We start from the raw sequence: 18933 nt of genomic DNA on the forward strand, positions 1-18933 counted from the left end.
TGGCGGCGCCCCGTTCGCACCCTACCCGCCGATCGGCAGCCCCCGGTCGGTCTTCACCTGCTTCATCGTCAGGTGCGAGTTGACCTGCGCGATCCCCGGCAGCCCGGAGAGCACGCCGGTGATGAAGCGCTCGTACGCGGCGATGTCGGCGACCGCGATGCGCAGCAGGTAGTCCGGCTCCCCGAACAGCCGGTGCGCCTCCACCACCTCCGGGAGTTCCGCCACCCGGCGCTCGAACTCGGCGACCGTCACCTGGTCCTCGTGACGCATGGTGATCGTGACGAACGGCTGGAAGCCGCGCCCGACCGCCGCGCCGTCCACCACCGCCCGGTAGCCGCGGATCACGCCGTCCTGCTCCAGTTGCCGGACCCGGCGCAGGCAAGGGGAGGGGGTCAGGTCCACCCGGGCGGCCAGGTCGGCGTTGGTCAGGCGGCCGTCCTGCTGGAGCTCGCGGAGGATTCTGCGGTCGATTCGGTCCATGGCGCAATATTCTGCCAAAACGTGGGCCCGGCGAGCATGAAGTGGCCATCGCATGCCAGGGCTGTCCGGCTACCTTCAGTGACCGCACGCACCGGACAGGTGCCGCGGTCACCGGACCAGCCGCCGGGAAGCCGCCCGAACGAGCACGACAGGTCACCGCCACCCATGGACACCCACGCCCTCCTCCTCTTCCTCGGAGTCGACCTGTTGCTGGTCTGCACGCCGGGCCCCGACTGGCTCTACATCGCCGCCCGCGGCCTCGGCCAGGGCCGGCGCGCCGCCTTCACCGCGGTCGGCGGCGTCTGCGCCGGCTATGCCGTCCACACCCTGCTCTCCAGCGCCGGCCTGGCCGCCGCGCTGCGCGCCGTCCCCGCCGCCCTGCCCGTCCTGCGCCTCACCGGCGCCGCGTACCTGCTGGTGCTGTCCGTCACCATGCTGCTCGCGCTGCGCAAGGGCGGGGGCGCCGCAGCCCTCGCCGCGCCCAAGCCGCAGCCCACCGCGACCGTGCTGCGCCAGAGCATGCTGACCGCCCTGCTCAACCCCAAGGGGCTGCTGCTCTACCTCTCCCTGGTGCCGCAGTTCGTCGACCCGGGCGCCGCGCTGCCGGTCGGCGGGCAGGTGCTCGCGCTCGGCTCGCTCAACGTGCTGGCCTGCGCCGTCGTGTACGGGCTGGTCGCGCACGCCAGCGGACGCCTGGGCGGCCGGCTCGGCGGCACCCCGCGCGCGGCGCGCCGGATGACCCTGGTGTCGGCGGTGCTGCTGATGCTGGTGGCGGGCGTCACGGCGAGCGCCTGAGAAACCGCGCACAATACCGGGCATGACAGAGCGTTCGATCTCCCACGGCAACCGGCCCACCGAGCAGCCCGCGAAGGGTGGCGAGCCGGGGGACGGCGGTGAAGCCGTGAACGGCGGCGGACCTGTGAACGGTGCTGAAGCCGTGAACGGTGCCTCCGGTGCGAACCGTGCCGCCAGTACGGACGGGGCTGACGGCGTTGCCGGTGCGAACCGGGGCGAACCCGCGGACCGGCCCACCGCCCACGCCTGGGCCGCCCTCGGCGGGCCGGCCGACCTGCTGGAGCGGGTCTCCTTCCACGGCCCCGGCGGCGTCCTGTCCTCCGGCCTGCCGGTGCGCCGGCTCGCCCGGGCCACCGTGGCCGCCTGCTCGCTGGCCGCCGCCGAACTCGCCGCCCACCGCACCGGCGGCGTCGTCCCCGAAGTCCGGGTGGACCAGGGCGCCGTCGCCACCGCCTTCGTCAGCGAGCGCCACCTGGCCGTCGACGGTCGTACGCCCGTCAACTTCGCCCCGCACTCCGGCTTCTGGCGCGCCGCCGACGGCTGGGTCCGCACCCACGCCAACTACCCGCACCACCGCACCCGGCTGCTCGCCGCCCTCGGTCTGCCCGCCGACGCCGGGCCCGAGCAACTCGCCGAGGTGCTGGGCGAACTGCCGGCCGAGCAGATCCAGGAACGGGCGTACGCAGCAGGGGCGCTCGCCGTGGCCGTCGCGCCGGTCAGTGCCACCGTGCACCCCCTGGTGGAGAGCCGGGTGACCGGCTCCGCGCCCGTGCGCCCGCTCGGCGAGGCCGACGAGGGCCGGCCCGCCGCCGGGATCCGCGTCCTCGACCTCACCCGGGTCATCGCCGGACCGGTCGCCACCCGCACCCTCGCCCTGCTGGGCGCCGATGTCCTGCGCGTCGACCCGCCCCACCTCCCCGAGGCCGACGACGCCCACGCCGACACCGGCTTCGGCAAGCGCTCCACCCGCCTCGACCTCGCCGACCCCGCCGACCGGGCCGTCTTCGAGGGCCTGCTCGCCACCGCCGACGTCCTCGTCACCGGCTACCGCCCCGGCGCCCTCGACGCCCACGGCCTCGCCCCCGACGGGCTGTCGGCGCGCCACCCCGGCCTGGTCCTCGCGCAGATCTGCGCCTGGGGCTGGACCGGCCCCTGGGCCGACCGCCGCGGCTTCGACAGCCTCGTCCAGGCCGGCGTCGGCATCGCCGCCCACGAGGCCGGCCCCGACGGACGCCCCGGCGTGCTGCCCGCCCAGGCCCTCGACCACGGCACCGGCTACCTCGTCGCCGCCGCCGTCCTGCGCGCCCTCACCGAACAGCGCACCGGCCGGCCCGGCGGCCGCCACCTGCGGTTCTCCCTCGCCGGTACGGCCTCCTGGCTGCTGCACGGCATCGCACCCGAGGCGCCCGCGCCCGCGCCCGCCGGGCCGGACGCCCGGCCGTACGACCCGGCGCGGTGGCTCGCCGAGACCGACTCCGCCTACGGACGGCTGCGCCACGCCCTGCCGCCCATCGCCTACACCGGGGCGCCCACCGACTGGTCCCGCCCGCCGGGGCGCTGGGGGACGGACGCGCCGGTCTGGCTCTGAGGGCGCCTCACCCGGCGCCGACGGTGTCACAGGCGCCTGGCAGCATCGGCGCATGACCGCACACGCCACCGACTACACCTGGTTCGAGCAGCGCTACCCCATCCCCGGTGAGGCCTACTGCCTGGCCCTGGTCGAGGGGATCACCGCCGACGAACTGCTGCGCCGCTTCGGGGCCCTGCCCGGCCGGGAGGTCACCGGCCTGGACGCGGTGGTGGCCGCCTGGGAGACCTTCGACGACGGGGAGGACGAGGAGGCCGAGGCCCGGTTCGAGCCGGAGGAGGACCGGCTGCTCGTCGCCGTCACCGAACTCGACGGCTGGGCCCTCGCCGTCGAGGTCTTCGGCTACCTCGGTAGCCTGCCCGACGTCATCCGCCGTCTCGCCGACGGCACCCGGCTGGTCTCGCACTTCCGGAACGCCAGCGCGGTGGACCACTTCAACTGGTGGGAGCAGGGCGGCTGCCGGCTCCAGTTCGAGCCGCTGTTCCCCGCCCAGCGGGACGGTTCGGACGCCGACGCCCCCGGTGTCCCCGAGCTGCTGACGGCCTGCGGTTTCCAGCTCGACGGGGAGGGCCACGACCTGCACACCGAGGCCGCGTTCGCGCTGGCCGAGCGGCTGACCGACGTCCGGCTCACGCCGGAACGGCTGGAGACCGCCACCTTCCGGATCTGCTACGCACCGGCGCGGTAGCGCTGGGCCGGGGCGTGGCGGCCTCCTGGCCTTCCGTCGGGCCCTCAACCTCGGACTCCCGACGTCGGATCCTCAACGTCGGACTCCCGACGTCGGATCCTCAACGTCGGACTCCCGACGTCGGACCCTTGACGTCAGAGCCACGGCGTCAGACCCCTGACGGGATCTGCTTGGCCCGGCCGCGCATCTGGACGGCCGTCACGATCTCGATCAGCCCGAGGATCAGCAGCCAGCAGCCGGCGAGGACGGTCAGCGCGGCGATCGAACCGACCGGCCAGACCAGCAGCAGCACGCCGGCCACGGTGTTGGCCACGCCCGCGAAGGCCTGCCAGCCGCGGGCCGGCATCAGGGGGTCGGAGACCGCGGCGGCGAGCTGGGTGATGCCCCGGAAGAGCCAGCCGATGCCGATCCAGATCGCGAGCAGGAGCAGCGACTGGACCGCGCTGCGGAAGCAGAGCAGCCCCAGCAGGACGCAGATCGCCCCGCTGATGAAGGCCAGCACCCGTAGCGCGGTGGTCGCGTGGGTGCCGAACGCGGCGACCAACTGCACGATGCCGATGACCAGCAGGTAGAGGCCGAACAGCACGCCCACCACCAGCAGGGTCTGCTTCGGCCAGGCGAAGACGACGATCCCGAGGGCGAGCGAGACGACTCCGGCGGCCAGCACGACCTGCCAGGCGGCCTTGGCGAGCATGCCGAGCGGACCCTGGACCGGGGAACCGTCGGGGGTGATGATCGGGGTGACCACGGTGGTGAACTCCTCAGGCCGGGGACGGGCAGGGGACGAAGCCCAGCCTGGCCGGGCAGCGGTAGCCCGGCGCGTCGGGTACGGCCGTTCGGGGGACGGGCCGCATCGCGGACCTCACGGCGCGGGCGAGTCCGACCGTTTGTGCGATGAATGGACGCGACTGTTCGGAGAAGCGGAATCGGTGTTCTGCCGGTCGCCGGAACGACACCGTCCGGTCACTTGCCGTCGATATCATCCGGCGGTATGACTTCTGAAGGGTGGGGGACCCGACCGGTCGAGCCGATCAGCCAGCACTACATCGTCTGCGGGGGCAACGCGCTGGCGCACCGACTGGTCCTGGAACTCGTCGAGCACTACGAGGTCCCGGTCGTCGTCCTGGTCGCCGACCGCACCCGCGACCACGCGCCGCAGATCGAGCAACTGCCCGGCGTCGCCGCCGTCGTCGAGTACGCCAGCATCACCGACGAGGCGCTGCGCGCGGTGTCGATAGAGACCGCCCGCGGCCTCGCCCTCGTCGAGGGCAGCGACCAGGACAACATCCACGCCGCACTCAGCGCACAGGGCCACAACCAGGACCTCCGGATCGTGCTCCGGATGTTCAACCAGCGCCTCGGCGAGAACATCGAACGACTGCTCAGGAACGGTGCCGCGCTCTCCGGTTCCGCCACCGCCGCGCCCGCCTTCGCCGCGGCGGCGCTCGGACGGCCCAACTCGGTCGAGATCGGCGGACGCTTCCTGCACATCGCCTTCGACGACGCCATCACCTCCGACCGGATCTGCGTGGTCGCCGACCACATCGACCGCCAGGACCTCAGCAAGATCCGCCTGCTGCCCGAACAGCGCGGGGACTCCGCCGACTTCGTCCGGCTCGCCAGCGAGTTCGGCGACGACGGGCCGGTCCGCCCCGGCGGCGTCCGCCGTGAACCGGAACCGGCGCCCGAGCCCGAGGAGGAACCGGGTGGCGTCGCCGCCCTCCAGGCGCTGCGCATCGAACCCAGGGAACCGATCAGCTGGGTGCGGCGGGTGCGCTGGCGGCTGCTCGACATGATGCGCTTCTTCACCAGTGCCCGGATGCGGCTGGTGCTGCTCATCGCCCTCGCCGCGGTCCTGATGGCCTTCGGCGTGCTCTGGTACCTCAACCGGAACTTCGGCTGGACCGTCTACATCTCGCTGCTCGACCTCGCGGGCGCCGCCCAGCCCGACCAGCTCTCCGACATCGCCGCCGGGAACGGGGCCGGGACGGGCGGGCCGTGGCAGCGGGTGGCGCAGGTGGTGATCACCATCTGCGGGATCACCTTCGCTCCGGTCGCCACCGCCATCGCGGTCGAGGTGCTCGGCTCCGGGCGGCGCGGTCAGCCCCGCAACCCCGGGGCCGGCACCCGCGACCACGTGATCGTGGTCGGCCTCGGCAATGTCGGCACCCGGGTCGCGGCCCAACTGCACGAGCTGGGCGTACCGGTGGTCTGCATGGAGCGCGACCCGCAGGCCCGGGGCATCGCCACCGCCCGGGCGCTCGGCATCCCGGTGGTCCTGGGCGACGGCCCGTTCGAGGAGCAGTTGCGCCGGGCCCGGCTGAAGCACAGCCGGGCGCTGGTCGCGGTCAGCGGTGACGACGCCACCAACCTGGAGGCGGCCCTGGAGGCTCGCCACGGGAATCCCGAAGTCCGGGTGGTGGTGCGGCTGTTCGACGACAACTTCGCCGGCCACTTCTACGCCACGCTGGACAACGCGGCCTCGCGCTCGGTCTCGTACCTGGCGGCGCCCGCCTTCGCCGCCGCCCTGATGGGGCGTGAGGTGCGCGGGATGCTCTCGGTGTTCCGGCACGTGCTGCTGATCGCCGAGCTGACGGTGGAGGACGGCAGCGGGTTGATCGGCATGAACCGGCACGACCTGGAGGACCCGGGCGGCGTCCGGGTGATCGCCGTCCGGTTCGCCCGCAGCGCGCAGCTCCAGTGGAACTTCCCCGACCGCACCCGGCGCCTCACTCCGGGCGACCAGATCGTGGTCGCCGCCACCCGCAGCGGGCTCGCCCGGATCAACACGGTGTTGGTCGAGGAGGGGTGACGGGGGCGGAGGGATGACGGCTGACAGATAACAGCTGACAGATTTCAGATAACGAAATCTGTCAGCTGTTATCTGCTACCTGTTATCTGTCGGCCGTCAGCTCTCGCCAGCCAGCCAGCCGGTCGCCAGCCGTCAGCAGCCCTCCGCCGCCGGTCGGCCGCCCGTCACCGGTTGGTGAAGGACGGCGGGCGCTTCTCCGCGAACGCCGCCATGCCCTCCTTCTGGTCCGCCGTGGCGAACGCCGCGTGGAACATCCGGCGCTCGAACCGGACGCCCTCGGCAAGGGTGGTCTCGAAGGCCCGGTTGACGCTCTCCTTCAGCATGATCGCCGCCGGGGTGGACATCGCCGCGACGGTCTCGGCGGTGGCCAGCGCCTCGGCCAGCAGCTGGTCCGCCGGGACGATCCGGGAGACCAGGCCAGCCCGTTCGGCCTCCTCGGCGCCCATCATCCGGCCGGTCAGGCACAGCTCCATCGCCTTCGCCTTGCCGACCGCCCGGGTGAGCCGCTGCGAGCCGCCGATGCCCGGGATGACGCCGAGCTTGATCTCCGGCTGCCCGAACTTCGCGGTGTCCGCCGCCAGCAGGATGTCGCACAGCATCGCCAGCTCGCAGCCGCCGCCCAGCGCGAACCCGGCCACCGCCGCCACGACCGGCTTGCGCAGCGCGCCGAGCCGGTCCCACGGACCCAGCCAGTCGTCCAGGTAGACGTCCGGGAACCGGTTGCCCTGCATCTCCTTGATGTCGGCGCCGGCCGCGAACGCCTTCTCCGAGCCGGTGATCACCAGACAGCCGATCTCCGGGTCCCGGTCGAAGGCGGTGGCGGCCGCGACCACCTCGTTCATCAGCTGGGTGTTCAGCGCGTTGAGCGCCTTCGGCCGGTTGAGCGTGATCAGCCCGACCCGGCCCTTGCGCTCGACCAGGATCGTCTCGTAGGTCTCGGTCTCGGTCATCGCCGTTGACTCCCATTCCGCTGCTCGGCGCCGCACGGGCGCGCCCTGACCACCCAACGATCTACGACGCGCCCCGCCTCGCGCCAGTCTTGGTATGCGAGACAGTCGTCACGAGTCCGGGGCGGAGGCGCAGCCCAGGGGTCAGAACCGGACGCCATAGCGCTCGGCCGCCTGCCGGACGGTCTCGGCCTTGACCTCGCCCCGGCGGGCCAGCGCGGCCAGCGCCGCCACCGCCACGGACTGGGCGTCCACGCCGAAGTGCCGCCGCGCCGCCTCCCGGCTGTCGGAGAGGCCGAAGCCGTCCGTGCCCAGCGAGGTCCAGTCCTGTTCCACCCAGGGGCGGATCTGGTCCGGCACCGCGCGCATCCAGTCGCTGACCGCCAGCACCGGTCCGGGTGCCCCCGCCAGCGCCCGCGTCACGTAGGGGACGCGCGCCGCCGCGCCCGTCCCGGTCGCCGCCTCCGCCAGGTTGGCCGTGTCGCAGTCCAGGGCCTCCCGGCGCAGCTCCGTCCAGGAGGGCGCCGACCAGACGTCCGCCGCCACGCCCCAGTCCTCGCGCAGCAGTTGCTGTGCGGCGAGTGCCCAGCGCACGGCGGTGCCCGAGGCGAGCAGTTGGATCCGCGGCGCGTCGCCGTCCGCTGCCGGGTCCGCCGGGCGGTAGCGGTACAGTCCGCGCAGGACGCCGTCGGCGACGTCCTCGCCAGCCGGCAGCGGGGGCTGCGGCAGCGGCTCGTTGTAGACGGTCAGGTAGTAGAACACGTCCTCGCCGTGCGGGTGCTGGGCGCTGGTGCCGTACATCCGGCGCAGGCCTTCGCGGACGATCACCGCCACCTCGTACCCGAACGCCGGGTCGTAGGACAGTGCCGCCGGGTTGGTGGAGGCGATCAACTGGGAGTGTCCGTCGGCGTGTTGCAGGCCCTCTCCGGTCATCGTGGTGCGTCCGGCGGTGGCGCCGATCAGGAAGCCGCGACCCAACTGGTCGGCCAGGGCCCACATCTGGTCGGCGGTGCGCTGCCAGCCGAACATCGAGTAGAAGATGTAGAACGGGATCACCGGCTCGCCGTGGGTGGCGTACGCGGTCGCGGCGGCGGTCAGCGAGGCCATCGAACCGGCCTCGGTGATGCCCTCGTTGAGGATCTGGCCGGTCGCCGACTCCTTGTAGTGGAGCAGCTGGTCGCGGTCGACCGGGTCGTACGTCTGCCCCAGCGGCGAGTAGATGCCCGCGCTGGGGAAGAGCGACTCCATGCCGAAGGTGCGCGCCTCGTCCGGGACGATCGGGACCCAGCGGTGACCGGTGGCCTTGTCCCGCATCAGGTCCTTGACGAGTCGGACGAACGCCATGGTGGTGGCGATCTCCTGGGTGCCGGAGCCTTTGAACAGCGTCTCGAAGGGCTTCGCGGGCAGCTCGGGCAGCGGAGTGAAGCGGACCCGGCGGGCGGGCGCCGGACCGCCCAGCGCGGCGCGCCGATCCCGCAGGTAGCGGGCCTCCGGAGAGTCCGGTCCGGGGTGCGCGTACGGGACCAGATCGCCGGTCAACGCGGCGTCGGGGATGGGAAGTTCGAGGAGGTCGCGCATCGCCCGGAACTCCGCGCCGGAGAGCTTCTTCATCTGGTGGTTGGCGTTGCGGGCCTCGAAGCCGGGGCCGAGCGTCCAGCCCTTGACCGTCTGCACCAGTATCACGGTGGGCGCGCCCCGGTGCTCCAGTGCCGCCCGGTACGCCGCGTGGACCTTGCGCGGCTCGTGCCCGGCGCGCGAGGTCGCGACGATCTCCAACAGCCTTCTGTCGTCCACGGTTTCGGCGATCGCCCGGAGTTCGGGCGCGGTCCGGAACAGGTGCCCGCGGACATAGGTCGCGTCCGAGGCGGCGTAGGTCTGGACCTGCCCGTCCGGCACCTCGCCGAGTCGGCGTACCAGCGCGCCCGTGGTGTCGCGCGCCAGGAGTTCGTCCCAGGCCTCGCCCCACAGCGACTTGACGACGTTCCAGCCGGCCGCGCGGAACTGCCGCTCCAGCTCCTGCACGATCTTGCCGTTGCCGCGCACCGGCCCGTCCAGGCGCTGCAGGTTGCAGTTGACGACGAAGGTGAGGTTGTCCAGTCCCTCGCGGGCGGCCAGCGCGAGTGCGGCGGTCGACTCCGGCTCGTCCATCTCGCCGTCCCCGAGGAACGCCCACACGTGCGAGCCGGAGGTGTCCTTGATGCCGCGCGCGGTCAAGTACCGGTTGAACCGGGCCTGGTGGATGGCCGACAGCGGCCCGAGGCCCATGGACACGGTCGGGAACTCCCAGAACCAGGGCAGCCGGCGCGGGTGCGGGTACGAGGGCAGACCGTCACCGCCGGCCTCCTGCCGGAAGCGGTCCAACTGGGCCTCGTCGATGCGCCCTTCGAGGAAGGCGCGGGCGTAGACGCCGGGCGCGGCGTGGCCCTGGACGTACAGCTGGTCGCCGGAGCCGTCGGCCTCCTTGCCGCGGAAGAAGTGCTGGAAGCCGACCTCGTACAGCCAGGCGGCGGAGGCGTACGTGGCCATGTGCCCGCCGAGGCCGCCGCGGTGGTTGCCCCTCGTCACCATGGCAGCGGCGTTCCAGCGGTTCCAGGCGGTGATCCGCCGCTCCATCGCCTCGTCACCGGGGAAGTCCGGCTCGGCGTCGGTCGGGATGGTGTTGACGTACGGGGTGTCCAGCAGCGGCGGGACGTCGAGCCGGCGCAGTTCGGCGTGCTCGACGAGGCGGCGCAGCAGGTGGGCGGCGCGGTGCGCTCCGCCGAAGTCGCGGGCGGCGTCGAGGGAGGCGCGCCACTCCGCGACCTCCTCGGGGTCGTGGTCGGGAAGCTGGTCGAGCTGGGACACGGATGGTTCCCCTTTACCGGTGCTTCGGGGGGGGGGGGGGGATTCCGGGATGCGGAATGGCGTTTCTCTCTACGGAAGGCTCCTATGGACGGTAGGTAGTGATCCGGCCACTCGTCAACCGTTACTGGGGGGTAATGCGAGCGATGATCGATCATCTTTATGCGAACGAAAATGCCGAGTGCGAGCACGGCCCGGATCCGCTCAGACGGAGCGGTCGGCGTACTCCAGGACGTGCTCCGCCAGCAGTCGCCCGACCTCGGGATCCCGCCGCCGGAAGGCCTCGATCAGCGGCTGGTAATCGGCCGCGTTCTCGTGCAGCTCCGGGCGGACCCGGTGCAGCGACAGCACCGTCCACACCTCCACGCCCAGGCCCTCCCAGGTCCGCAGCAGTGCGCCGTTGCCGGAGGCGGCCACGATCTCGCGGTGGAAGGCCACGCCGTGCCGGGCCTGGCCGAGCGCGTCACCCGTCCCGGCCGCCGCCGCCATCCGCTCCGCGTGCCGCTCCAGCGCGGCGGTGTCCCCGGCGAGCCGGACGACCGCCGACTCGGCGGCCAGCCGCTCCAGCGCGGCCCGCACCTGGTAGACCTCGCGTAGCTCGGCCGGGCTGATCTCGCGCACCCGCACACCCCGGTTGGGCTCGGCGTCGAGCAGCCCGAGGCTCTGGAGCGAGCGCAGCGCCTCGCGCACCGGCGCCTGGCTGACGGTCAACTCGGCCGCCAGGCGCCGCTCCACGATCCGGTCCCCGGGCCGCCAGCGCCCGTTCAGCAGGCCCTCCAGCAGCAGTCCGCGCACCTGCTCGCCGAGCGGCACCCGGGACAGCGGGTCGGCGTCCCCGGAGGGCGGCGGGGTCGGGCGGGTCATGCAGGCTCCTGGCTCGCGGTTCACGGTTCACGGTTCATGGCGGTGCAGGTGGGGCGGGGGCGGTCGAGTGGTGTCGGTCGATCGGCGCCGGCCGGGTGGGTGGCGGTTCGGCCTATCCGGGCTTGACGGGCTCGACGGGCTCGACGGGGGAGTGCGGGGCGGACGGCGCCGCCGCCGGACAGGCCCTAGGCGAGGCCCAACTCGTCGTCCCCGCGCGGGGCGAGGAAGCGTGCGACGTCGGCCTCCCCGACCTCGCCGAGCGTGGCCGGGGACCAGCGCGGCTCGCGGTCCTTGTCGATCACCTGGGCGCGGATGCCCTCCACCAGGTCGTGCGCGGCCAGCGCGGCGCAGGAGACGCGGTACTCCTGGTCGAGCACGGCCTCCAGGGAGGGGAGCGTGCGGGCTTGGCGCAGCGCGGCGAGCGTCACCTTCACGGCCGTGGGGGAGTTGCCGAGGACCGCCTCACCGGCCTCCTTCGCCTCCGCCACACCGGAGTTCAGCAGTCGCTCGACGATCTCCTCGACGGTGTCGGCCGCGTAGCAGGCGTCGATCCACCCCCGCTGCTCCGCGAGCGCGGCCGACGGCGCGGGCTCGGCGTGCCCGGCGACGGCGGCGGCCGGGTCGCTGCCCCCGGCCAGGGCGTCGAGCAACGCCGGGATCCGCGCCGAAGGGACGAAGTGGTCCGCGAACCCGCACAGCAACGCGTCGCCGGGGCCCATCGAGGCCGAGGTGAGTCCGAGGTGGGTGCCCAACTCGCCCGGGGCGAGGGCGAGCAGGCGGCTGCCGCCGACGTCCGGGACCAGTCCGATCCGGGTCTCGGGCATTGCGACGGTGGAACGCTCGGTGACGATCCGGACCGCGCCGTGGGCGGACAGGCCGACGCCGCCGCCCATGGTGATCCCGTCCATCACCGCGACGTACGGCTTCGGGTAGCGGGCGATCAGCGCGTTCAGCCGGTACTCGTCGCGGAAGAAGGCCCGGGCACCGGCCCCGCCCGCCTTGGCGTCGTCGTGCAACGCGCGGATGTCCGCCCCCGCGCAGAGGCCGCGCTCGCCGGCGCCGGTCACGACGACGGTGCGTACCCCGTCGTCCGTGGCCCAGTCGGTCAGCGTCGCGTGGAGGGCGGTGATCATGCCGTGGGTCAGCGAGTTGAGCGCCCGCGGCCGGTTCAGCACGATGCGTCCGACCCCGCCGTCCAGGGAGACCTGGACCTCCGCCACCTCTGCGCTCATCGGGCCCGCTCCCGTCCCTCGGTCGTCCGTCGGTCGTCGTTGGTCGTCGCTGGTCGTCCCTCCGTGGTTCCCCGGTGGTCCCTGGACGGTTCCCTGGGCGGCCCCTCGGTGGTGACGACTCCTGCCGTCCACCGTACCGGGGGCGGAGTGGAGTGGTGATCACCAGGCCGGGCGGCGCTGTTACGGCCAGGCGCGCAGGGCGAGTTCGGTGGTCCGGGCCAGGTCGGCGGCGGTGGCGCCGTCCCGGGCCTGCTGCGACATGCCCTGGACGACCGTGGCGAAGTAGCCGGCCAGTGCGTGCGGGTCGGCGTCGGGCGGGAGTTCGCCGTCCTGTCGGGCCGTGCGCAGCCGGGCCTCGAAGAGCCGGAGGTTGCTGTTGCGCAGGTCGCGCAGGTGGGCCTGGACCTCGATGTCCTGCGGGGAGACGTTGGTGGCGGCGCTGATCACCAGGCAGCCGGCCGGATGGGACGGGTCGGGGTAGATCGCCGCGGCCTCCCGCAGGATGCGGGCGAAGGCCGCGTACGCGCTGGCCTCCTCCCGCAGGGCGGCCCCGGCGAACGCGCCGACGGGGGTGCGCCCGTAATGGCGGACGACCTCTTCGAAGAGCGACTTCTTGTCGCCGAACGCGGCGTAGAGGCTGCCGGGCCGGATGCCCATCGCGGCCGTCAGGTCGGCGACGGAGGTGGCCTCGTAGCCGCGCTCCCAGAACAGCCTGGTCGCCGCCGTCAGGGCCTCGTCCCGGTCGAAGGCCGGCGGTCGTCCGCGCCTGGGCGGTGTCGGGTTCTCGGTCATGCCCGGAATTTTAGAACACTCACTCAACAAGTGTGTTAGCTTCTTTCTTGAGTGACTACTCAAGAAATGACAACGAAGCAGGAGGGGGCTCAGTCGTGGGCACGCACGTACTCAGGGGCAAGACCGCGCTGGTGACCGGGGGTGGTAGGGGGATCGGCCGGGCGATCGCTCGCAGGCTCGGCCGCGACGGCGCCACCGTCGCCGTCGGCTACGCCCGCGACAAGGATGCGGCGGAGGAGGTCGTCGCGGGCATCCACGCCGACGGCGGGCAGGCCTTCGCGCTGCACGCCGAACTCGGTCGGCATGGCGACGCGGCCGCGTTGTGGGAGGCGTTCGATGCCGAGATCGGCGCGCACGCGCCCGGCGGCGGCGTCGACATCATCGTGAACAACGCCGGGATCGGGCGCAGTGCCGACCTCGCCACGCTCACCGAGGAGGACTTCGACGAGGTCTTCGCCGTCAACGTCCGTGCACCGTTCTTCGTCGTCCAGCACGGCCTGCGCCGACTGCGCGACGGCGGCCGGATCATCAACATCTCCAGCGGTGCGGCCCGCCTCGCCATGCCGGAGATCATCGCCTACGGCGCGACCAAGGGCGCGCTCGACACCTTCACCCTCAACCTCGCCAAGCAGCTGGGCCCGCGCGGCATCACCGCCAACTCGGTCGCGCCGGGCGTCGTCGACACCGACGTCAACGCCGGCTGGCTGCGCGGCAACGCGGAGGCGGAGGCCCATGCGGCCTCGCTCGCAGCCCTCGGCCGGGTCGGGCAGCCGGAGGACATCGCGGACATCGTCGGGTTCCTCGCTTCCGACGACGCGCGCTGGATCACCGGCCGGGTCATCGACGCCACGGGAGGGGCGGGCCTGTAGGCCGGGCGGGGAAGTGCGGGTAACAGATAACAGCTGACAGATGATGAAATCTGTCAGCTGTCATCTGTTATCTGTTCGCCGTCAGCCGTCAGCCGTCAGCCGTCAGCCGCCGTTCGTCGGCCGACCCGCCCCCCGCTACGGCTGGACCCGCCCTGTCACCTCGCCGAACCCGATGACGGTGCCGTCCGGCCCCGGTGCGGTGGCGGTGATGGTGACCTCGTCGCCATCCTCCAGGAAGGTCCGGGTGGTGCCGGACGGGAGCTTCAGCGGCTCCTCGCCGTTCCAGGTCAGCTCGATCAGCGCACCGCGGGTGTCCGGCTCCGGCCCGCTGACGGTGCCCGAGGCGAACAGGTCGCCGGTGCGCAGCGAGGCGCCGTTGACCGTCATGTGGGTGAGCTGCTGCTGCGCCGTCCAGTACATCGAGGCGAACGGCGGCCGGGACACCAGGTGCCCGTTCAGCCGGACCTCCAGCGCCAGGTCCAGGCCCCACGGCTCGCCGCCGCGGTCGTCCAGGTACGCCAGCGGCTCGACGTCGCGCTCGGGCGGCGCGACCCGGGCGTGCTGCAGGGCGTCCAGCGGCACGATCCACGGCGAGACCGACGTGGTGAAGGACTTGCCGAGGAACGGGCCGAGCGGCACGTACTCCCAGGCCTGGATGTCGCGCGCCGACCAGTCGTTGACCAGGCAGACGCCGAAGACGTGCTCGCGGAAGTCGTCCAGCACGACCGGCCGGCCCAGCCTGGACGGGGTGCCGACGACGAAGCCGACCTCGGCCTCGATGTCCAGCCGACGGGTCGGCCCGAACGACGGCGCCGGGTCGGTGGGCGCCTTGCGCTGCCCGTGCGGGCGCACCACCGGGGTGCCGGAGACGACCACCGTGCCGGCCCGCCCGTGGTAACCGATCGGCAGGTGCTTCCAGTTGGGGGTGAGCGGCTCCGATCCCGGGCGGAAGATCCGGCCCAGGTTGGTGGCGTGGTGCTCGGAGGCGTAGAAGTCGACGTAGTCGGCGACCTCGAACGGCAGGTGCAGTTCGACGTCGTCCACCGGCAGCAGCGCCGGCGACAGCGCCTCGCGGTAGGACTCGTCCGTCAACCACCGCGTGAGGTCGGCCCGGACCTGCGTCCAGGTCGAACGCCCGGCCGCCATCAGCGGGTTGAGCGAGTCCGCGGTCAGCAGCACGGACGGTGCCCCGGCCGCGCGGGCGGCCGCCCCGGCGTCCAGCACGAAGTCCCCGATCCGCACGCCGATCCGGCGTTGCCCGGGCTGGTCGGCGGCGGTGAAGACGCCGTACGGCAGGTTGTGCACGCCGAACGGCGAGTCCTGGGCGCTGGCGAGCCAGCTGCGGGGGGTGCTCAACGGTCCTCCTGGGGCTGTGGACTGGGCGACAGCAGGCCGAGCGCGGCCAGGTCGTCCAGGGGTTCGGTGATGCTGCAGGTGCCGAACGCGGTGAACGAGTTGCGGATCACCGTGACCTGACGGTCCGCCAGTGCGTGTGCGGCCTTGGCCAGCACCGCGCCGTCGCGTTCCGCCAGCACCGCCGCGGCGGTGGCCCGGTCGGTCTCCTGCGCGGCGAGCAGCACGTTCAGGAAGCCGTGGTGCTCGAAGCCGGTGACCGGATCGGTGTGCCGGACGGCGTTGTGCAGCCCGGCGGTGCACTTGTACGGCAGTCCGCGCAAGGCGCAGCCGGTGAGGAAGGCGGCCAGCTCCTCCTCGTCCGGGAACGCCTCCGCCGCCACTCCGCCGGTGCGGAACTTCGCCCGGTAGGGGCTGTCGACCAGGACGTCCAGTACCTCGTCCAGGCCGTCGCCGCGCAGGAGTTCGCGCGGCAGCTCGACGGCGGCCGGGACGTCCGGCGGCAGCAGCCGGTCCAGGGCAGCGACCGCCTCGGCGGCGTCCCGGGTGGCCAGCTCGACGCCCGCCACCTCGAAGGGCGCGGCGGCGGCGAGCGCCGGGCCGAGCTCCGCACTGCCCCCCGGCAGTACGAGCCCGACCCTGAGTGGCACATCGCCCGCCACCGCTACGCCGCCCCCGGCCACCGCGCCGCCCGCGACCGCCGCGGCCAACTCGCCCAGCCGGCCCGCCCCGCAGAGCAAGGGTCCGACCGCCTCGGCGTACCAGGCCGCCCGGTGGGCACGGTGCGCGGGCACCGCCTCGGCGACCGGCAGGTTCCCCGGCGGGAACACCGCCGCGTCGTCGAAGAGCCCGCGGAACAGCTCGGGGATCACGCCCCCGCCGACCACGGCGGACGAGGCGCTCATCGCCCGGGCCCCCGCCCGGCCCAGGTCCAGGCGTAGTTGCCGTCCTCGCTCGCCCGGCCGCCCTCGCCGAGCTCCAGCGGGCGGAACGTGTCCACCATGACGGCGAGTTCGTCGAAGAAGTCGACGCCGATGCTGCGCTCGTACGCGCCCGGCTGCGGCCCGTGGGTGTGCCCACCGGGGTGCAGCGAGATCGAGCCCTGGCCGATGCCCGAACCCTTGCGGGCCGCGTAGTCGCCGCCGCAGTAGAACATGACCTCGTCGCTGTCCACGTTGGCGTGGTAGTAGGGCACCGGGATCGACAGCGGGTGGTAGTCCACCTTGCGGGGCACGAAGTTGCAGATCACGAAGCCGTTGGCCTCGAACACCTGGTGCGCCGGCGGCGGCTGGTGGACCCGGCCGGTGATCGGTTCGAAGTCCCGGATGTTGAAGGCGTACGGGTAGAGGCAGCCGTCCCAGCCGACCACGTCGAACGGGTGGTGCGGCACGGTGTAGCGGGTGCCCGCGACCCCGTTCGGGCCCCGGTGCTTGACCAGCACGTCGACGTCCCCGGCCTCCTCGACCACGAGCGGGCCGACCGGGCCGCGGAAGTCCCGCTCGCAGTACGGTGCGTGCTCCAGCAGCTGCCCGTACTTGGAGAGGTAGCGCTTGACCGGGCTGATGTGGCTGTTCGCCTCGATGCAGTACGCGCGCAGCGGCTCGTCCCCGGCCGGCACCCAGCGGTGGGTGGTGGCGCGCGGGATGATCACGTAGTCGCCCTGGCCGACCTCGATCGAGCCGAAGACCGTCTCGACCGTGCCGGAGCCGGACTCCACGTACACGCACTCGTCGCCGAGCCCGTTGCGGTACAGCTCGCTCGGGGCCCCGGCGGCGACGTACGAGATCCGCACGTCGCCGTTGCCGAGGACCAGCCGGCGGCTGCCGACGACGTCCGCGGACTTCCACTCCTGGTCCGCGAACAGCGCGTGCAGCTTGAGGTGGCGGGGGAGCAGGGGATGGTTGGGCACCGTGGACTGGTCCGGCAGCTCCCACGGCACCGCGTTCACCACCGCCGACGGGATGCCCCGGTGGTAGAGCAGGGAGGAGTCCGAGGAGAACCCCTCCTCGCCCATCAACTCCTCGTAGTACAGCCCGCCTTCGGGTGTGCGGTGCTGGGTGTGCCGCTTGGGCGGGATGCTACCCAGCTGCCGGTAGTACGCCATCTCCCTGCTCCTCCTCGACTCCTCGACCGTGCTCGGCCGATGGGTGCTCGGTCGACCGTGCTCAGAGCTTCCCAGAGCTCCCCGGTGCTCACGGGCCGCCGGCGCTCACCGGTCCCCGGTGCTCACGGGCCGCCGGCGCTCACCGGTCACCGGCGCTCACCGGCCGCCGGTGCTCACAGGTTGCCGCGGGCGTCCTGCTCGCGCTCGATCGCCTCGAACAGCGCCTTGAAGTTGCCCTTGCCGAAGCCCAGCGAACCATGCCGCTCGATGAACTCGTAGAAGACGGTGGGGCGGTCGCCGATCGGCTTGGTGAAGATCTGCAGCAGGTAGCCGTCCTCGTCGCGGTCGACCAGGATGCCGCGCTTCTTCAGCTCGTCGATGTCCACCCGCACCTTGCCGATCCGGGCGCGCAGCTCCGGGTCCTCGTAGTACGAGGCCGGGGTGTTGAGGAACTCCACGCCGCGCGCACGCAGCACGTCCACGGTGGTGAGGATGTCGTTGGTGGCGAGCGCCATGTGCTGGCAGCCGGGTCCGGTGTAGAACTCCAGGTACTCGTCGATCTGCGAACGCTTCTTGGCGATGGCCGGCTCGTTGAGCGGGAACTTCACCCGGTGGTTGCCGCTGGCGACGACCTTGGACATCAGGGCGGAGTACTCGGTGGCGATGTCGTCCCCGACGAACTCGGCCATGTTCACGAAGCCCATGACCCGGTTGTAGAACGAGACCCACTCGTCCATCCGGCCCAGCTCCACGTTGCCGACGGCGTGGTCCAGGGCCTGGAACAGGCGCTTGGGCGAGCCCTCCGGGTGCTTGACCGTGCTCTTGGCGGTGATGTAGCCCGGCAGGTAGGGGCCGTGGTAGCGGGAGCGGTCGATCAGGGTGTGGCGGGTCTCGCCGTAGGTGGCGATGGCCGCGCGGCGCACGGTGCCGTTCTCGTCCGAGACGTCGTTCGGCTCCTCTAGGACGGTGGCGCCGCTCGCGCGGGCGTGCGCGATGCACTTGTCGACGTCCGGGACCTCCAGGGCCAGGTCGACGACGCCGTCGCCGTGGCGGCGGTGGTGGTCCAGCAGCGGGCTGTCCGGCAGCACGCCGCCCTTGATCACGAAGCGGCAGGAGCCGGAGCGGAGCACGAAGGCCTTGCGGTCACGACGCCCGGTCTCCGGGCCGGAGTAGGCGACCAGCTCCATGCCGAACACGGCCTGGTAGAACTGGGCCGTCTGGGTGGCGTTGCCGACCACGAAGACGACCGCGTCCTGCGCGGTGACGGGGAACGGGTCGGTGGCCGGGTCGTGTTCGACGAGGCCGACGAGGCGGCGCAGCTGCTCGGCGTCGAGGCCGGCCTCGCGCTCCTCGGGGGTCAGCTCAAGGGCGTGGGACTGCGGGGTCATCGGTCGTTCCTCCACTTTGGGCCTCGACTCCGAGGCATCCGCTTGAGGCGGCCGCGCCGCGGATGGGTGGGCGGTGCGGTTGGCGGAGAGCTTGCTCCTGTCCGGTGGGCTGGGCAACAGGTCGGGATTTCACTGTTCAATGTGTACAAGCTGATCAGGAAATGCCCCGTTCGGCTGCGC

Annotated in this window: 16 protein-coding genes; 5 read left to right on the forward strand and 11 right to left on the reverse strand. The window is 72.7% G+C overall.

Annotated features, from left to right (window positions below; genetic code table 11):
* Positions 1-21: 21 nt before the first annotated feature.
* Positions 22-480 (reverse strand): Lrp/AsnC family transcriptional regulator, encoded by a 459-nt coding sequence (locus tag P3T27_RS21935; protein WP_280680983.1) that lies wholly within the window; start codon positions 478-480, stop codon positions 22-24.
* Between the two features lie 165 nt (positions 481-645).
* Between P3T27_RS21935 and P3T27_RS21940 the strand changes: the two genes are divergently transcribed.
* From P3T27_RS21940 to P3T27_RS21950, 3 genes are all read left to right on the forward strand, one after another.
* Complete coding sequence (locus tag P3T27_RS21940) at positions 646-1275, forward strand: LysE family translocator (protein ID WP_280680984.1); 630 nt, start codon at positions 646-648, stop codon at positions 1273-1275.
* A 274-nt stretch (positions 1276-1549) separates the two neighbouring features.
* Positions 1550-2863, forward strand: coding sequence for a CoA transferase (locus P3T27_RS21945; protein WP_280681214.1), 1314 nt, complete (start codon positions 1550-1552; stop codon positions 2861-2863).
* Positions 2864-2915: 52 nt separating this feature from the next.
* Positions 2916-3551, forward strand: a complete 636-nt coding sequence (locus tag P3T27_RS21950; RefSeq protein ID WP_280680985.1) for a DUF6461 domain-containing protein — start codon at positions 2916-2918, stop codon at positions 3549-3551.
* Between the two features lie 148 nt (positions 3552-3699).
* On the opposite strand, the gene P3T27_RS21955 is transcribed toward P3T27_RS21950, so the two are convergent.
* Positions 3700-4299 (reverse strand): HdeD family acid-resistance protein, encoded by a 600-nt coding sequence (locus P3T27_RS21955; protein ID WP_280680986.1) that lies wholly within the window; start codon positions 4297-4299, stop codon positions 3700-3702.
* 243 nt (positions 4300-4542) lie between these two features.
* Between P3T27_RS21955 and P3T27_RS21960 the strand changes: the two genes are divergently transcribed.
* On the forward strand, positions 4543-6363 hold the full coding sequence (locus tag P3T27_RS21960) for an NAD-binding protein (protein ID WP_280680989.1): 1821 nt from the start codon (positions 4543-4545) through the stop codon (positions 6361-6363).
* A 164-nt stretch (positions 6364-6527) separates the two neighbouring features.
* On the opposite strand, the gene P3T27_RS21965 is transcribed toward P3T27_RS21960, so the two are convergent.
* The 5 genes from P3T27_RS21965 to P3T27_RS21985 all read right to left on the reverse strand — a co-directional run bounded on the left by P3T27_RS21965 (position 6528) and on the right by P3T27_RS21985 (position 13039).
* Positions 6528-7313: an enoyl-CoA hydratase gene (locus P3T27_RS21965; RefSeq protein WP_280680991.1), complete on the reverse strand. Its 786-nt coding sequence runs from the start codon at positions 7311-7313 to the stop codon at positions 6528-6530.
* Positions 7314-7454: 141 nt separating this feature from the next.
* Positions 7455-10154 (reverse strand): pyruvate dehydrogenase (acetyl-transferring), homodimeric type, encoded by a 2700-nt coding sequence (gene aceE / locus P3T27_RS21970; protein WP_280680993.1) that lies wholly within the window; start codon positions 10152-10154, stop codon positions 7455-7457.
* Between the two features lie 201 nt (positions 10155-10355).
* A complete protein-coding gene (locus tag P3T27_RS21975; RefSeq protein WP_280680996.1) occupies positions 10356-11015 on the reverse strand; it encodes a GntR family transcriptional regulator in 660 nt (219 codons plus the stop codon).
* Between the two features lie 185 nt (positions 11016-11200).
* Entirely contained in the window at positions 11201-12247 is a 1047-nt protein-coding gene (locus P3T27_RS21980; RefSeq protein WP_280680999.1) for an enoyl-CoA hydratase/isomerase family protein, read from the reverse strand.
* A 180-nt stretch (positions 12248-12427) separates the two neighbouring features.
* Complete coding sequence (locus P3T27_RS21985; RefSeq protein ID WP_280681001.1) at positions 12428-13039, reverse strand: TetR/AcrR family transcriptional regulator; 612 nt, start codon at positions 13037-13039, stop codon at positions 12428-12430.
* Positions 13040-13134: 95 nt separating this feature from the next.
* On the opposite strand from P3T27_RS21985, the gene P3T27_RS21990 reads away from it, so the two are divergent.
* A complete protein-coding gene (locus tag P3T27_RS21990; RefSeq protein ID WP_280681003.1) occupies positions 13135-13908 on the forward strand; it encodes an SDR family oxidoreductase in 774 nt (257 codons plus the stop codon).
* A gap of 135 nt (positions 13909-14043) precedes the next feature.
* Here the strand turns inward: P3T27_RS21990 and fahA are convergent, their stop codons facing one another.
* The 4 genes from fahA to hppD all read right to left on the reverse strand — a co-directional run bounded on the left by fahA (position 14044) and on the right by hppD (position 18753).
* The gene (gene fahA / locus P3T27_RS21995) at positions 14044-15264 is read right to left on the reverse strand and encodes a fumarylacetoacetase (protein WP_280681005.1); all 1221 of its coding nucleotides are present in this window, start codon (positions 15262-15264) and stop codon (positions 14044-14046) included.
* Positions 15261-16166 carry a hypothetical protein gene (locus P3T27_RS22000; RefSeq protein ID WP_280681007.1) on the reverse strand — a complete coding sequence of 302 codons (906 nt, stop codon included), beginning with the start codon at positions 16164-16166 and terminating at the stop codon, positions 15261-15263. The genes fahA and P3T27_RS22000 overlap by 4 nt, the downstream gene beginning before the upstream one ends.
* Positions 16163-17365: a cupin domain-containing protein gene (locus P3T27_RS22005; protein WP_280681010.1), complete on the reverse strand. Its 1203-nt coding sequence runs from the start codon at positions 17363-17365 to the stop codon at positions 16163-16165. The genes P3T27_RS22000 and P3T27_RS22005 overlap by 4 nt, the downstream gene beginning before the upstream one ends.
* A 173-nt stretch (positions 17366-17538) precedes the next feature.
* Positions 17539-18753, reverse strand: coding sequence for a 4-hydroxyphenylpyruvate dioxygenase (gene hppD / locus P3T27_RS22010; protein ID WP_280681011.1), 1215 nt, complete (start codon positions 18751-18753; stop codon positions 17539-17541).
* Between the last annotated feature and the right edge of the window lie 180 nt (positions 18754-18933).

Origin of the sequence: Kitasatospora sp. MAA19 (assembly GCF_029894125.1) — a bacterium.
Classification (GTDB): Bacteria; Actinomycetota; Actinomycetes; order Streptomycetales; family Streptomycetaceae; genus Kitasatospora.

Bases quoted from the DNA above. Each gene is read 5' to 3' on its own strand.
- P3T27_RS21935 (WP_280680983.1), bottom strand. From the start codon at position 480: ATGGACCGAATCGACCGCAGAATCCTCCGCGAGCTCCAGCAGGACGGC.
- P3T27_RS21940 (WP_280680984.1), top strand. From the start codon at position 646: ATGGACACCCACGCCCTCCTCCTCTTCCTCGGAGTCGACCTGTTGCTG.
- P3T27_RS21950 (WP_280680985.1), top strand. From the start codon at position 2,916: ATGACCGCACACGCCACCGACTACACCTGGTTCGAGCAGCGCTACCCC.
- P3T27_RS21960 (WP_280680989.1), top strand. From the start codon at position 4,543: ATGACTTCTGAAGGGTGGGGGACCCGACCGGTCGAGCCGATCAGCCAG.
- P3T27_RS21965 (WP_280680991.1), bottom strand. From the start codon at position 7,313: ATGACCGAGACCGAGACCTACGAGACGATCCTGGTCGAGCGCAAGGGC.
- P3T27_RS21975 (WP_280680996.1), bottom strand. From the start codon at position 11,015: ATGACCCGCCCGACCCCGCCGCCCTCCGGGGACGCCGACCCGCTGTCC.
- P3T27_RS21980 (WP_280680999.1), bottom strand. From the start codon at position 12,247: ATGAGCGCAGAGGTGGCGGAGGTCCAGGTCTCCCTGGACGGCGGGGTC.
- P3T27_RS21985 (WP_280681001.1), bottom strand. From the start codon at position 13,039: ATGACCGAGAACCCGACACCGCCCAGGCGCGGACGACCGCCGGCCTTC.
- P3T27_RS22000 (WP_280681007.1), bottom strand. From the start codon at position 16,166: ATGAGCGCCTCGTCCGCCGTGGTCGGCGGGGGCGTGATCCCCGAGCTG.
- P3T27_RS22005 (WP_280681010.1), bottom strand. From the start codon at position 17,365: ATGGCGTACTACCGGCAGCTGGGTAGCATCCCGCCCAAGCGGCACACC.
- hppD (WP_280681011.1), bottom strand. From the start codon at position 18,753: ATGACCCCGCAGTCCCACGCCCTTGAGCTGACCCCCGAGGAGCGCGAG.